This is a genomic window from Pseudomonas sp. TH41 (assembly GCF_016650695.1).
In the GTDB taxonomy this organism is placed as follows: Bacteria; Pseudomonadota; Gammaproteobacteria; order Pseudomonadales; family Pseudomonadaceae; genus Aquipseudomonas.
Window position 1 is genome coordinate 810,287 of the sequence record NZ_JAEKFH010000005.1, and the last position, 13,056, is coordinate 823,342.

General features: G+C 60.2%; 16 protein-coding genes. 2 read left to right on the forward strand and 14 right to left on the reverse strand.

The window, feature by feature from the left end:
* Window positions 1-6 precede the first annotated feature (6 nt).
* From ccmI to ccmA, 9 genes are all read right to left on the reverse strand, one after another.
* The gene (ccmI, locus tag JFU37_RS22155; protein ID WP_201118796.1) at window positions 7-1,209 is read right to left on the reverse strand and encodes a c-type cytochrome biogenesis protein CcmI; all 1,203 of its coding nucleotides are present in this window, start codon (window positions 1,207-1,209) and stop codon (window positions 7-9) included.
* On the reverse strand, window positions 1,206-1,676 hold the full coding sequence (locus JFU37_RS22160) for a cytochrome c-type biogenesis protein (RefSeq protein ID WP_201118798.1): 471 nt from the start codon (window positions 1,674-1,676) through the stop codon (window positions 1,206-1,208). Before JFU37_RS22160 ends, ccmI begins: the two co-directional genes overlap by 4 nt.
* Complete coding sequence (locus JFU37_RS22165) at window positions 1,673-2,209, reverse strand: DsbE family thiol:disulfide interchange protein (RefSeq protein WP_201118800.1); 537 nt, start codon at window positions 2,207-2,209, stop codon at window positions 1,673-1,675. The genes JFU37_RS22160 and JFU37_RS22165 overlap by 4 nt, the downstream gene beginning before the upstream one ends.
* The gene (locus tag JFU37_RS22170; RefSeq protein ID WP_201119501.1) at window positions 2,206-4,194 is read right to left on the reverse strand and encodes a heme lyase CcmF/NrfE family subunit; all 1,989 of its coding nucleotides are present in this window, start codon (window positions 4,192-4,194) and stop codon (window positions 2,206-2,208) included. Before JFU37_RS22170 ends, JFU37_RS22165 begins: the two co-directional genes overlap by 4 nt.
* A gap of 6 nt (window positions 4,195-4,200) precedes the next feature.
* Window positions 4,201-4,656 (reverse strand): cytochrome c maturation protein CcmE, encoded by a 456-nt coding sequence (gene ccmE / locus JFU37_RS22175; RefSeq protein ID WP_054596313.1) that lies wholly within the window; start codon window positions 4,654-4,656, stop codon window positions 4,201-4,203.
* Entirely contained in the window at window positions 4,653-4,829 is a 177-nt protein-coding gene (ccmD, locus tag JFU37_RS22180; RefSeq protein WP_008055370.1) for a heme exporter protein CcmD, read from the reverse strand. Before ccmD ends, ccmE begins: the two co-directional genes overlap by 4 nt.
* Entirely contained in the window at window positions 4,826-5,581 is a 756-nt protein-coding gene (locus tag JFU37_RS22185) for a heme ABC transporter permease (protein ID WP_201118801.1), read from the reverse strand. Before JFU37_RS22185 ends, ccmD begins: the two co-directional genes overlap by 4 nt.
* Before the next feature lie 79 nt (window positions 5,582-5,660).
* Entirely contained in the window at window positions 5,661-6,329 is a 669-nt protein-coding gene (ccmB, locus tag JFU37_RS22190) for a heme exporter protein CcmB (RefSeq protein WP_059407539.1), read from the reverse strand.
* On the reverse strand, window positions 6,326-6,961 hold the full coding sequence (gene ccmA / locus JFU37_RS22195) for a cytochrome c biogenesis heme-transporting ATPase CcmA (protein ID WP_201118802.1): 636 nt from the start codon (window positions 6,959-6,961) through the stop codon (window positions 6,326-6,328). The genes ccmB and ccmA overlap by 4 nt, the downstream gene beginning before the upstream one ends.
* A 196-nt stretch (window positions 6,962-7,157) precedes the next feature.
* Between ccmA and fliK the strand changes: the two genes are divergently transcribed.
* Together fliK and JFU37_RS22205 are read left to right on the forward strand one after the other, a co-directional pair.
* The gene (gene fliK / locus JFU37_RS22200; protein ID WP_201118803.1) at window positions 7,158-8,732 is read left to right on the forward strand and encodes a flagellar hook-length control protein FliK; all 1,575 of its coding nucleotides are present in this window, start codon (window positions 7,158-7,160) and stop codon (window positions 8,730-8,732) included.
* The gene (locus tag JFU37_RS22205; protein ID WP_201118804.1) at window positions 8,729-9,058 is read left to right on the forward strand and encodes an EscU/YscU/HrcU family type III secretion system export apparatus switch protein; all 330 of its coding nucleotides are present in this window, start codon (window positions 8,729-8,731) and stop codon (window positions 9,056-9,058) included. The genes fliK and JFU37_RS22205 overlap by 4 nt, the downstream gene beginning before the upstream one ends.
* Window positions 9,059-9,181: 123 nt before the next feature.
* Here JFU37_RS22205 and JFU37_RS22210 read toward each other — a convergent pair whose 3' ends face one another.
* From JFU37_RS22210 to motD, 5 genes are all read right to left on the reverse strand, one after another.
* The gene (locus JFU37_RS22210) at window positions 9,182-9,574 is read right to left on the reverse strand and encodes a DUF2802 domain-containing protein (protein ID WP_201118805.1); all 393 of its coding nucleotides are present in this window, start codon (window positions 9,572-9,574) and stop codon (window positions 9,182-9,184) included.
* Window positions 9,575-10,060: a chemotaxis protein CheW gene (locus tag JFU37_RS22215; RefSeq protein WP_131061597.1), complete on the reverse strand. Its 486-nt coding sequence runs from the start codon at window positions 10,058-10,060 to the stop codon at window positions 9,575-9,577. It lies immediately after the preceding gene.
* A 73-nt stretch (window positions 10,061-10,133) separates the two neighbouring features.
* On the reverse strand, window positions 10,134-11,024 hold the full coding sequence (locus tag JFU37_RS22220; RefSeq protein WP_201118806.1) for a CheW domain-containing protein: 891 nt from the start codon (window positions 11,022-11,024) through the stop codon (window positions 10,134-10,136).
* Window positions 11,025-11,323: 299 nt separating this feature from the next.
* Window positions 11,324-12,112, reverse strand: a complete 789-nt coding sequence (locus tag JFU37_RS22225) for a ParA family protein (protein WP_201118808.1) — start codon at window positions 12,110-12,112, stop codon at window positions 11,324-11,326.
* A gap of 43 nt (window positions 12,113-12,155) precedes the next feature.
* The gene (motD, locus tag JFU37_RS22230) at window positions 12,156-13,049 is read right to left on the reverse strand and encodes a flagellar motor protein MotD (protein WP_201118810.1); all 894 of its coding nucleotides are present in this window, start codon (window positions 13,047-13,049) and stop codon (window positions 12,156-12,158) included.
* Window positions 13,050-13,056 lie beyond the last annotated feature (7 nt).

Consider the following 13,056-nt stretch of genomic DNA (forward strand, 5'->3'; position numbering starts at 1 on the left):
TTCCTGTTATTTATCCGGGCTGTCGATGGTCAGTTGTTGCGGCGCGGTCGTGCTGCTGGCCAGAGGCTGGCTACGACCGATCCACTCGCCGGCAGTCGGTTGGCCGGCGCGGGAGATGCGCGCAACCAGTTGGACTTCAGGGAAGTTCGACAGTTTCAACTGCGGCATCATTGCGTCGGCATCGCCCAATTCGACGGTTGCCGGCAAGTCGGCCACGGTCAGGCGCTTGGCGGCCAGCGGTGCCGGTGGACCCGAGGTGGCGCGGGCAAAGATGAACACGCTGTCGCCCGGTTGGACGTTGGCTTTCAGGCCTGGCGCCAGATCCACGCGGACCTTGAGCAGCGCCGCAACCTTGGCCGCAGGTGCCTGGGCAACCTTGCCGCCGCTGGCTTCGAGTTTCTCCGTGGCCCGGGTGATCCCGCCTTGCAACGCCGTACGGGAGTTGTCGTCCGGCGGCAGTTGCGCCAGCAGCCGATTCCAGTAGTCGATGGCGTCTTGATAGCGCTGGCTTTCAAACGCAGCAATACCGAGCAGACCAAGACTGGTGACTTCTTTCGGATCAGCTTTCAGCGCTTCATCCGTCAGCGCCTGAACCTTGTCCGACCACTTCTTGCCGTCGGCGAAGTATTGGGCTTGAGCCCATTGCCCGAGCAGTTCCGGCTGACGGCCGGCCAGGTTCACGGTGCGTTCGAAGATCTTCGCCGCGTCGGCGGGACGGTCCTGAGCCATGTAGGTACGACCGAGGAAATACAAGCCTTCAGCCGAATCCGGTTGAGCCGCGACTGCGCGTTCCAGGCGACGGGTCATCTCTTCCATCGATTGTGGCGCCTGGGAGAATTCGCGGGTCAGTTCGACTTTGTCGCTGGCCCCGAAATGCAGGTACAGCCCGAGACCCAGCACCGGCACCAGAATCGCCGCCAGCAATGGCAACGGCTTGCCCAGTCGCGACACGCGCGGCGCCTCGACGCCTTCGGTATCCGCCAGCAACTCACGGGCCGCTTCGGCGCGACCGGTGTCCATTTGCGCGGCGTCGAGAACGCCCTCTTCCTGCTGAGTCTGCAACTCAGCCACGCGCTCTTGATACAGCGCGACGTTCAGGGCAGTACGATCCTCTTCAAGCTGGGCGCGGCGGCCACGCAGAACGGGGATCAGCAGAAAACTCAGGGCAACCAGAAGTAGCAGACCTGCAGCGAGCCAGAAATCAATCATTCTTGGTTTTTATCCAACAGGTGGTCGAGGCGCTCGCGCTCATCAGAGGAAAGCTCATCCTTGGTATCAGCGCGTTGCACGCGACGGCGGCGGACGATCACCGCGATGATCACAAAACCGCCCAGCAACAAGCCGGCCGGGCCGAACCAGAGCAAGGCGGTCTTGGCGTTGAGGGCGGGTTTGTAGCGGACGAAATCACCGTAGCGGTCGACCATGAAGTCGATGATCTGCTGATCGTCCTTGCCCTCGCCGAGCATGCGAAAAATCTCTTTGCGCAGGTCCGCGGCGATCGGTGCGTTGGAATCGGCGATGTCCTGATTCTGGCACTTGGGGCAACGCAGTTCCTTGGTCAGCTCGCGAAAACGCTCGCGATCGCCTTCTTTGGCAAACTCGTAGGTGTCGATGGCGGCGTGAGCCACGCCGGCCATGCTCAAACCCAAAACGGCGGCAGCTATCCAGCGCTTCATGGCTTGGCCTCATCCACCAGCGCCTGATACTTGGCCGCCAGTTTTTCGCGCCAGACCTGCTCGTCAATCACGCCGACGAATTTGTCGCGGATGATGCCTTTGGCGTCGATAAAGAAAGTTTCCGGAGCGCCGTACACACCGAGATTCAGGCCCAGGGTGCCTTCATCATCGCGGATGTCGAGTTGATAGGGGTTGTGGAATTCCACCAGCCACTTCAAGGCGTCGGTGTTGACGTCCTTGTAGTTGATGCCATAAATCACCACGCCCTGCTGGGCCAGTTTGTTCAGCACCGGGTGCTCGACCCGGCAGGAAATGCACCAAGTGCCCCAGACGTTGACCAACGCCGGTTTACCCAGAATGTCGGCCTGGCTCAAGGTCTTGTCGCCCTGCACGGCCGGCAGGGAAAACTCCGGGAACGGCTTATTGATCATCGCCGAAGGTAACTCGGCCGGGTCCAGGTACAGCCCGCGATAAAGAAACACAGCGACCACCAGAAAAATCACCAGTGGCAACAGCATCAACCAACGTCTCATGCAGTGGCTCCCGTCATGCCCAGTGCTTCACGCACGCGGCTTTTCACCTTGACCCGATAACGGCGATCCAGCGCCGCCAGCAACCCACCCAAACCGGTCAGCAGACCACCGAACCAGATCCAGCGCACAAACGGTTTGACGTGGACGCGCACGGCCCAGGCGCCATCGCCCAGCGGTTCGCCGAGCGCAACGTAAAGGTCGCGGGTGAAACCGGCGTCGATCCCGGCCTCGGTCATCACCGAGTTCTGCACGGTGTAGAGACGTTTTTCCGGATGCAGCACGCTGACTTCCTTGCCATCGCGGATCACCCGAATAGTGCCTTTGTCGGAAGTGAAGTTCGGGCCTTCGACGTGCTTGGCGCCTTCGAACACAAAGTGATAACCGGCCAGGTCCATGGACTCGCCCGGTGCCAGGCGCAAATCGCGCTCGGCACTGTTCTGGCTCGACAGCACGACACCCAGGGCGCACACGGCGATGCCCAAGTGCGCGACCTGCATGCCCCAATAGCTGCGGGTCAGGGTCGGCAGGCCTTTGATCAGACCTTTGTGACGAGTCTTGTCGACGATGTCACGCACACCGGCCAGCAATACCCACGCGGCAAGCATAAAGGTCGCGATCACCGCCCAGTTGAAATCGCCATAGGCGACGCCGGCCACGACGGCCAACGCGGCGCTGCCGAGCAACACAGGAGTGAGCATGCCCATCAGCCATTTGACCGGGGTGTCTTTCCAGCGCACCAGCATGCCGACCGCCATCACTACCATCAGCAACGCCATCAACGGAATGAACAGCGCATTGAAGTACGGCGGGCCAACCGACAGCTTGGCGCCCGTCATCGCATCCAGAATCAGTGGATACAACGTGCCGAGCAGGATCATCGACGCGGCCACCACCAGCACCAGGTTGTTGCCCAGCAGCAGGGTTTCCCGGGACCAGAGGTTGAAGCCGACGTGGCTCTTGACCACCGGCGCACGCAGGGCGAACAACGTCAGCGAACCACCGACCACAAACAGCAGGAAAATCAGGATGAACACACCGCGCTCAGGGTCGGATGCAAACGCGTGAACCGAGGTCAGCACGCCGGAGCGCACCAGGAAGGTCCCGAGCAAGCTCAACGAAAACGCGGCGATGGCCAGCAACACCGTCCAGCTCTTGAACACGCCCCGTTTTTCCGTGACCGCCAACGAGTGAATCAGCGCCGTACCCACCAGCCAAGGCATGAAGGAGGCGTTTTCCACCGGGTCCCAGAACCACCAGCCACCCCAGCCGAGTTCGTAGTAGGCCCACCACGAGCCGAGGGTGATACCAATGCCGAGGAAAGCCCAGGCGACGATGGTCCACGGACGCGACCAGCGAGCCCACGCGGCATCAAGGCGACCGCCCATCAGCGCCGCGATGGCGAAGGCGAAGGCGACCGAGAATCCGACGTAACCCATGTACAGCATCGGTGGGTGAACGATCAGGCCGATATCTTGCAGCAGCGGATTGAGGTCGGCGCCATCGCTGGGCACTTGCGGCAGGATGCGCTTGAACGGGTTGGACGTGAGGATCAGGAACAGCAAGAAACCGGTGCTGATCATGCCCATTACTGCCAAAACCCGCGCCAACATGACCTGCGGCAACTGCCGGGAGAACACCGACACCGCGAACGTCCAGCCGCCGAGAATCAATGCCCAGAGCAGCAACGACCCTTCGTGCGCGCCCCAAACGGCGCTGAATTTGTAGTACCAGGGCAATGCGCTGTTGGAGTTGCTGGCGACATAGCCGACGGAGAAGTCGTCGGTCATGAACGCGCAAGTCAGGCAACCGAAGGCAAACACCAGAAAGGTGAACTGGCCCCAGGCAGCTGGCTGAGCGAGGCTCATCCACAAACGGTCACCGCGCCAGGCTCCGAGCAATGGCACGATGGCCTGAACCAGCGCGAAACACAGCGCCAGAATCATGGCCAGGTGGCCCAGTTCGGGAATGAAGATTCCAGACGTCATCATCAGTTAGCCCTCTTTGGCGGGAGTGGGTGCCGACTGGCCGCTATCTTTCAGCGCCTTGGTCACTTCCGGCGGCATGTATTTCTCATCGTGCTTGGCCAGGACTTCGTCAGCGACCACCACGCCGTCGGCGTTGAGTTTGCCCAAGGCAACAATGCCCTGCCCTTCGCGGAACAGATCCGGAAGGATCCCGCGGTAGGTGATGGTCACGGATTTGTTGAAGTCGGTGACGATGAACTTCACGTCCAGCGAGTCGCCGGAACGTTGCAGCGAGCCTTTCTCGACCATGCCGCCCGCACGGATGCGCGTGTCTTGGGGAGCTTCACCGTTGGCGATCTGGGTCGGGGTGTAAAACAGATTGATGTTCTGCTGCAGGGCGCTCAGGGCCAGGCCGACGGCAGCGCCGACACCGACCAGGATGGCGAGAATGATGATAAGACGCTTTTTACGCAGCGGATTCACTTGCCGTTCTCCCGGCGCAGACGACGCGCCTCTTGTTGCAGATACCGCTTGCGGGCCAGGATCGGCGCCGCCACGTTAAGGGCCAGCACTGCCAGGCAAATGCCATAGGCTGACCAGACATACAGGCCATGATGGCCCATGGCGAGGAAGTCGCCGAATGAAGCAAAACTCATCGAGCGGCCTCCAGACTGTTCTGCACTTCTGCCTTAACCCAACTCGCCCGGGCTTCGCGCTTGAGCACTTCGAGGCGCATGCGCAGCAGCAATACCGCGCCGAAGAAACAGTAGAAACCCAGCACCGTCAGCAGCAACGGCAGCCACATCTCGGCCGGCATTGCCGGTTTTTCGGTGAGGGAGAAGGTCGCGCCCTGATGCAGGGTATTCCACCACTCCACCGAGTATTTGATGATCGGGATGTTGATCACGCCGACAATCGCCAGCACCGAGCAGGCTTTGGCGGCGCTGTCACGATTACTGATCGCGTTGCCCAGCGCAATAAGACCGAAGTACAGAAACAGCAGAATTAACATGGACGTCAGTCGTGCATCCCAGACCCACCACGAGCCCCAGGTCGGTTTGCCCCAGATCGCACCGGTGACCAGCGCCACGGCGGTCATCCAGGCACCGATGGGGGCCGCGCATTGCAGGGCGACATCGGCCAGTTTCATCTTCCACACCAGTCCGACGATGCCGCACACGGCCAGCATGATGTAGCAGGACTGCGCCAGCATGGCGGCCGGAACATGGATATAGATGATGCGAAAGCTGTTGCCTTGCTGGTAGTCCGGCGGCGCAAAGGCCAGGCCCCAGACGACGCCAACGCCGATCAGCAGCAACGCCGCGACGCTCAGCCACGGCAGCAGTTTGCCGCTGATGCCGTAAAACCATTTGGGCGAGCCGAGCTTATGAAACCAGGTCCAGTTCATTACTGTTTCCATCACGGTTGCTGCTCTTCAACACGAGGCAGCAAAGGGTCTTTACTGGTTAATTTTTAACCAGACCTCATTATTCGCCGACACTGATCTTCAGGCCAGCAGCTATTGCAAAGGGTGTCAGGGTTATCGCCAGGGCGGTCAGGCTACCAAGCCACAACAGATAACCGGTCGCCGGCATTCCCTGTAATGCCGCCTGCAAGGCGCCACTGCCGAGAATCAACACCGGGATATACAGCGGCAGAATCAGCAGCGCCAGCAACAGGCCACCCCGCTTCAATCCCACCGTCAAGGCTGCGCCCACCGCACCGAGCAGGCTCAGCACTGGTGTACCGAGCAACAGGGAAAGCAGCAACACTGGCAGACAGGCGGTTGGCAAACCAAGCATCAACGCCAGTAAAGGTGCGAGCAAAACCAGTGCCAGGCCGGAAAACGACCAGTGTGCCAGCACCTTGGCCAAAACCAGAAGAGGCAGGGGGTGCGGCGAAAGGACCCACTGCTCAAGGGATCCATCTTCGAAATCACTGCGGAAAAGCCCGTCCAGCGAGAGCAGAACCGATAAAAGGGCCGCTACCCAGACCAGTCCCGGAGACAAGGTTTGCAACAATTGAGACTCGGGGCCGACCGCCAACGGGAACAGGGACACCACGATCGCGAAGAATACGAGCGGATTGGCCAACTCCGCAGGGCGGCGGAACAGCAAACGGGCCTCACGGGCGACCAACAGGCCGAAAACACTCATACGGCCCAGTTCCCCAGATCAATGTCGCGATAGCCGGCCGGCATTCGAGTCAGCGTGTGGTGAGTGGTCAACACCACCATACCGCCCCGTTCACAGTGGGCGGCCAGGTGTTCTTCGAGTTGTGCGACGCCTTGTTTGTCGAGCGCGGTGAACGGTTCATCGAGGATCCACAGTGGCGGGCTGTCCAGGTACAAGCGCGCTAACGCCACGCGTCGTTGTTGCCCGGCAGACAGGGTGTGGCAAGGAACATCCTCGAAACCTCGCAGTCCGACCGCCGCCAGCGCCTGCCAGATAGCGTCATGGGAGGCCGGTTGATGCAGGGCGCACAGCCAGCTCAAGTTCTCTTCCGGGGTCAGCAGGTCCTTGATGCCGGCGGCATGGCCGATCCACAACAAATTGCGCGCCAGCTCGCTGCGTTGCTCGTTCAGCGGCTGGCCGTTGAGCAGCACTTGACCGGCGGTCGGTTGCATCAGGCCGGACAGCAAGCGTAAAAGACTGGTCTTGCCGCTGCCATTGGGGCCGCTGATTTGTACCATTTCGCCACTGGCCAGTCTCAATTCGAGATTTTCGAAGAGCAGCCGAAGGTCTCGCTCACAAGCGAGGGCAACGGTTTGCAGGACTGGACTGGTCAAGAGATCACGGGCCTTTACGGTTCAAGTCGGCGGCGGAGCGGCCGCTAAAGAGATGCAGCATAGATGCATTGGCGGCCTGTTCTAGAGAGCTGCGTCAAACAATTGCAATGTTTTCGCCACTCCCCGAAAGACGGGCGGCATTATACATGCCATGCCCGACTCTAAAGAGTGCAATTTCCTCAGGTTGTGACCGCGTATGACAGGCGAAATGAACATTCTCCCGCTACCGCAAACAGCGCCCGCGACCACGCGACCGCTGGTGGTGAATGGCGATTTGCTCCAGCTGCAGACGCCGATGGAGGGCTTGATCACCGCCGGTCAGACGGCGCAAGCCGAAGTGCTGTCGCTCAAGCAGGCGGATCAGACGTTTCAATTGTTGCTCAAGGTCACCCTCGACAGCGGCCGCCAGACCACGGTCCAAGCCACCAGCACCCAACCGTTGCCACAAGGCACCAGTCTGGCGATCACCCAGCCCTCGGCAAGCAACCTGGCGATCACGGTGCAACAGGCCATCGCTTCCAGCGTCGCCACCCTCACCCGCATCGACACGGCACAACTGCCGGTCGGCACCTTGCTACAAGGCAAAGTGTTGACCTCGCAAGTGATGCCGCAGGTTGCGGGCCAGCCGACGGTGTTTCGTTCGATGGTCAGCCTGCTCAACACCGCGTTGAGTGGCAGCACGCTGAGTATCGACAGCCCGACACCCCTGCGCATCGGCACGCTATTGAGCGCCTTGGTCCAGGACACGCAGACGCTGAAATTCGTGCCATTGAGCAGTCGCCAGGAACAGCTGGCAGTCACCCAACAACTGGTCAGCCAGCAAAGCCGCCAAGGCTCGCTGGATGGTCTGATCAGCGTCCTGCAAAACCTGCCGCAGTCCGATCAGACTTCCAGCGACCTGCGCGCTGCCGTAGACAAATTGCTCGCCGGCCTGCCCGATGTTCAGCAGCTGAGCTCACCAAAAGGTCTGGCCCAGGCGCTGGCCAGTAGCGGCCTGTTCCTCGAAGCAAAACTGCTGACCGGGCAAAACCCGACGCTGGCGCCGGACATGAAAGGCGATTTGCTCAAGCTGATCGCCCAACTGACACCGGGGCTGCCGACCAACACCACCCTCGGCGCAATCATCGCCGCCAACACCCTCGCCCAGACGATGCCGAGCTTCGTGCGCAGCGCCCTCGGCATGCTCGGCCAGGTCAGCGCCAAACCGCCGCCGACCAGTTTCCCGATCCCCGAGCGCTTGTTGCAGAGCATGGACGGTGAAGGTGATCTGGAACACTTGTTGCGACTGGCCGCGGCAGCGGTTTCGCGCCTGCAAAGCCATCAATTGTCGAGCCTGGAACAGACCGGTGTCACTGACGATGGTCGACTGCTCAGCACCTGGCAGCTGGAAATCCCGATGCGCAACGCGCAGGACATCGTGCCATTGCAGGTCAAGTTCCAGCGCGAAGAAGCGCCCGAGAAAGAACAACCGCACGAGCGCCGCGACGAACGCGAGCCCAAGCAACAACTGTGGCGAGTGGACCTGGCCTTCGACATGGAGCCGTTAGGCCCGTTACAGGTTCAGGCGCAGCTGATCAAAGGCAGCCTCTCCAGCCAACTCTGGGCCGAACGCCCGTACACCGCCCGCCTGATCGAAAGCAATCTGGCCGGGCTACGCGAACGCTTGCTGGCCTCAGGCCTCAACGTCGGCAATCTCGACTGCCACCTCGGCACACCGCCGCAAGGCCCACAAACCCGCCTCGAACAACGCTGGGTCGACGAAACCGCATGAGAAATTCCGACACACCACGCCAGGCCATTGCCCTCAAATACGACGGCACCCACGCCCCTACTCTCACGGCCAAAGGTGATGAAGAACTGGCTGAAACCATTCTGAAGATCGCCCGCGATTATGACGTGCCGATCTACGAAAATGCCGAGCTGGTGAAGCTGCTGGCAAGGATGGAATTGGGGGAAAGTATTCCGGAGGAGTTGTATCGCACGATTGCCGAGATTATTGCGTTTGCGTGGCGTCTGAAGGGCAAGTTTCCGGCGGGGCATGATGCTTATGTGGTGATGGTGGAGAAGGACATTACCGAGCGCGGGGATGATTATTGATTCTTTGATTCTTTGTTGAATGCAAAAAGATCGCAGCCTCGTTTCACTCGACAGCTCCTACGGGGTTATGTGTACACCTGTAGGAGCTGTCGAGTGAAACGAGGCTGCGATCTTTTGATCTTCTCAGTTCTTGTGAAGCTTGCTCATCAACTCCGCCTCAGCCTGGGTCAACCCACAAGACTGAGTCAGTTCATCGACGCTGGCGCCCATCCCCACCAATCGTGCCGCCTGGGCAAACGACAGGCTCGACGGATCGCGCTGTTCCAGCTGAGCCAGCTTGTCCGGCAACGGCCCGACCACCGCACGCAGTTCGTGCAGGTCTTCACCCATGCGCACGTTGCCGCTCTGGTAGTTATCGACGCGCTTGGCCAGGTCCTTGATGCGTTGATCACGCAGCGCATCGCCCTTTGCCTGTTGCGCGGCGATCAGCCGTTGGCCGCGAATGTACGCCAGAAACATCGCCAGCGTGCCTGCCCAAAACAGGAACAGGACAATGACCGCCACCTCAAGAATCAATCAGATGTTCTCCAGGTCCGACCATTCTTCTTCGCTCATCATCTTGTCCAGCTCGACCAGGATCAGCAGTTCATTGTTCTTGTTGCACACGCCTTGAATGAACTTGGCGGACTCTTCATTACCCACGTTCGGCGCAGTTTCGATTTCCGACTGACGCAGGTAAACCACTTCGGCGACGCTGTCGACCATGATCCCGACAACCTGTTTGTCGGCTTCGATGATAACGATACGGGTGTTGTCGCTGATCTCGGCATTCATCAGGCCGAAGCGCTGGCGGGTGTCGATCACGGTGACCACATTACCGCGCAGATTGATGATGCCCAGCACGTAGCTCGGGGCACCCGGGACCGGGGCGATTTCGGTGTAACGCAGGACTTCCTGAACGCGCATCACGTTGATGCCGTAGGTTTCATTGTCCAGTTTGAAGGTTACCCATTGCAGGATCGGATCTTCGGAACCCTTTGCAGACGACGCCTTATCATTCATACCCTGACCCCTCGAAAAACCGCCCTAGCGGTGTGTGTTCTGTGCGATGGCAAGCAACTTGCCCCGCGTGTTTTTATGTCGGTTTATGGGGCGGCTTGCTGCCGCCCAAGTCCATGTGCTTCGCCCCGCCACTGGCGATCAACTCGGCCAATTCGGAAACGTCGAGCAATGCACACATGTGTTCAATCACCGTGCCTGCCAGCCATGGCCGTTGACCACGATGGCTGCGCCATTTGATTTCGTTCGGGTCCAGGCGCAACGAGCGGCTGACTTGATGCACCGCCAGCCCCCACTCATAGCCCTGAACCGAAATAACGTATTGCAGGCCCTGACGGAAATCTTCGCGATAGCGATCGGGCATGACCCAACGCGCGGTATCCAGCACTTTCAGGTTGCCGGCCTGGCTCGGCAGGATCCCGAGAAACCATTCCGGCTGGCCGAACAGCGGCGTCAGTTCGTGACCGGCCAGGGAATAAATCGAGCCCAGGCACACCAGCGGCACCGCAAGGGTCAAACCGGCCACATCGAACAGCAGGCATTCGAACGGCTCGGCAGCCCAAGCCGGGCGACCGTCGGTTTCCACCGGTGGCGGCGTATTGCTGGGCGGCAGATGGACTTCGACTACCGGTGGCACCAAGGCTTGCAACAACGGTGCGATGGTCGACACTGGCGCCAGAACCGGTGCCGGCGCCTCGATCACTGCGACCGGCGTTTTTGTCACTGGCGCCGCTACCGGCGCCGCAACCACCTCAGGTTTGTGTGCATCGCGAGCCTGCTCTTCGAGCACCGCCGCCTGGAACTCGTCCAGTGCAGCTTCAACCTCGACAGCCTCAACAACCGCGACCACTTCTACAAGCGCTTCAACTTCAACTGACAGTTCTTCGGTCGCATCCTGCAGCAAGCTGTCCAGATAAGACTGGAGCGCCAATTGCGGACGCGAAGTAATCTTCACCGGCCGGTTCATGCGCACACCTTTGTAGGAGCTGCCGCAGGCTGCGATCTTTTAGCCATTTCAGGAGCGCTGCAAAGCAAGATCAAAAGATCGCAGCCTGCGGCAGCTCCTACAGGGATTGGGTTCATGTCAGGCCCCCTGCGGAACAGCTCGCTGCGCGAGCGAGAGGTGACCTTCACTGGCCGGTTCATTGGCACACCCCCACCGTAGGAGCTGCCGCAGGCTGCGATCTTTTGACCATTTCAAGAACGCCGCACAGCAAGATCAAAAGATCGCAGCCTGCGGCAGCTCCTACAGGGATTGGGTTCATGTCAGGCCACCTGCGGAACGAGCTGCTGAGCAAGCAAGTGCTTGAGCAGTGCGCGGTAAGCGAGAACGCCACGGCTCTTGCCGTCGAATTGCGAAGGCGTCAGCCCTGCCCGACTGGCGTCACGCAAGCGGGTATCGACCGGGATGTAGCCCTGCCAGATTTCTTCCGGGTACTTGTCACGCAAAACCCGCAGCGTCCCCAGGGACGCTTGGGTGCGGCGGTCGAAAAGGGTCGGCACGATGCTGAAGGGCAGCGCCTGTTTGCGTGAGCGATTGATCATCGCCAGCGTGTTGACCATCCGTTCCAGGCCTTTGACTGCCAGGTGTTCGGTCTGCACCGGGATCACCAACTGCTGGCTCGCCGCCAAGGCATTGACCATCAGCACGCCGAGCAACGGCGGACTGTCGATAACCGCGTAATCGAAGTCCTGCCACAATTGCGCCAGGCTCTTGGCAATCACCAGGCCCAAACCGCTCTGGCCTGGCGACTGGCGTTCAAGAGTCGCCAGCGCGGTGCTCGACGGCAACAACGAAATACTGTCGTGACTGGTGGGCAACAACAACTGACCGGGCAAACCTTGCGGCACGCTGCCCTTGTGCAGAAACAGGTCGTAGCTGCTGTGTTCCAGGCTGTCGGGGTCGTAGCCAAAGTAACTGGTCATGGAGCCGTGGGGGTCGAGATCGACCATGACCACGCGCTTGCCCGCCTCGGCCAGTAAACCGGCTAAAGCGATAGAGGAAGTGGTTTTACCGACACCACCCTTTTGATTGGCGACTGCCCAGACTCTCATTCAGATAGTTCCTCCCGGTCGACAGGGTCGACCGAGAAATAGCTCAGCGTGTTAATGCGGGTGACGGAGAATTGACGGCGCTCTCTCGTCCCGGCGACTTGACTGGGGTCGGTGCAGTTTGTGTGCCAGCACGCTTTAATGCCGCATCCGGTTTCGCATTTGCGGTACCGGTACCGGTAAGGCTACGACGGACATCAAGATTTCGTGACACCACCAGCACGACGCGACGGTTACGCGCCCGGCCTTCGGCGGTGGCGTTGTTGGCCACTGGCTGGAATTCACCGTAACCCACCGACGCCAGACGACCCGGGTTCACACCCTGCATCGCCAACATACGCACGATACTGGCCGAACGGGCTGACGACAGCTCCCAGTTGGTCGGGTATTGCGAGGTACGGATTGGTTGGTCGTCGGTGAAACCTTCGACGTGAATCGGGTTGTCGAACGGCTTCAGAATCCCGGCGACCTTGTCGATGATGTTGAATGCGATATCACTGGGCATGGCGTCACCGCTGCCGAACAACAGGCTGGAATTGAGTTCGATCTCGACCCACAGTTCGTTGCCGCGCACCGTCATCTGGTTGGAGCTGATCAAGTCGCCGAACGCCGCGCTGATGTCATCGGCGATGCTCTTGAGCGGGTCATTGGCCGCCTGGGCGATGCCGGCATCGATCTGCTCGCTGTCCTTGACCAGCGGCTTGGCCGGGGTCACGGTCTTCGGTCGCTCGTCACCAACCGGGATCGGCTTGAGCGCATGGTCGGAGTCGGTAAAGACCCCGATCAATGCTTCCGAGATAACTTTGTATTTGCCTTCGTTGATCGAAGAGATCGAGTACATCACCACGAAAAAAGCAAACAGCAAGGTGATGAAGTCGGCGTAGGACACCAGCCAACGCTCGTGGTTGACGTGTTCTTCAGGCTGACGACGACGAGCCATAATCCAT

What these genes read in the sequence shown, in the direction of transcription:
- fliK (WP_201118803.1), top strand. Translation starts at nt 7,158, where the DNA reads ATGACAGGCGAAATGAACATTCTCCCGCTACCGCAAACAGCGCCCGCG.
- JFU37_RS22205 (WP_201118804.1), top strand. Translation starts at nt 8,729, where the DNA reads ATGAGAAATTCCGACACACCACGCCAGGCCATTGCCCTCAAATACGAC.
- motD (WP_201118810.1), bottom strand. Translation starts at nt 13,049, where the DNA reads ATGGCTCGTCGTCGTCAGCCTGAAGAACACGTCAACCACGAGCGTTGG.
- JFU37_RS22185 (WP_201118801.1), bottom strand. Translation starts at nt 5,581, where the DNA reads ATGAACTGGACCTGGTTTCATAAGCTCGGCTCGCCCAAATGGTTTTAC.
- JFU37_RS22160 (WP_201118798.1), bottom strand. Translation starts at nt 1,676, where the DNA reads ATGAAGCGCTGGATAGCTGCCGCCGTTTTGGGTTTGAGCATGGCCGGC.
- JFU37_RS22165 (WP_201118800.1), bottom strand. Translation starts at nt 2,209, where the DNA reads ATGAGACGTTGGTTGATGCTGTTGCCACTGGTGATTTTTCTGGTGGTC.
- JFU37_RS22215 (WP_131061597.1), bottom strand. Translation starts at nt 10,060, where the DNA reads ATGAATGATAAGGCGTCGTCTGCAAAGGGTTCCGAAGATCCGATCCTG.
- ccmD (WP_008055370.1), bottom strand. Translation starts at nt 4,829, where the DNA reads ATGAGTTTTGCTTCATTCGGCGACTTCCTCGCCATGGGCCATCATGGC.
- JFU37_RS22220 (WP_201118806.1), bottom strand. Translation starts at nt 11,024, where the DNA reads ATGAACCGGCCGGTGAAGATTACTTCGCGTCCGCAATTGGCGCTCCAG.
- ccmB (WP_059407539.1), bottom strand. Translation starts at nt 6,329, where the DNA reads ATGAGTGTTTTCGGCCTGTTGGTCGCCCGTGAGGCCCGTTTGCTGTTC.
- JFU37_RS22225 (WP_201118808.1), bottom strand. Translation starts at nt 12,112, where the DNA reads ATGAGAGTCTGGGCAGTCGCCAATCAAAAGGGTGGTGTCGGTAAAACC.
- ccmI (WP_201118796.1), bottom strand. Translation starts at nt 1,209, where the DNA reads ATGATTGATTTCTGGCTCGCTGCAGGTCTGCTACTTCTGGTTGCCCTG.
- JFU37_RS22170 (WP_201119501.1), bottom strand. Translation starts at nt 4,194, where the DNA reads ATGACGTCTGGAATCTTCATTCCCGAACTGGGCCACCTGGCCATGATT.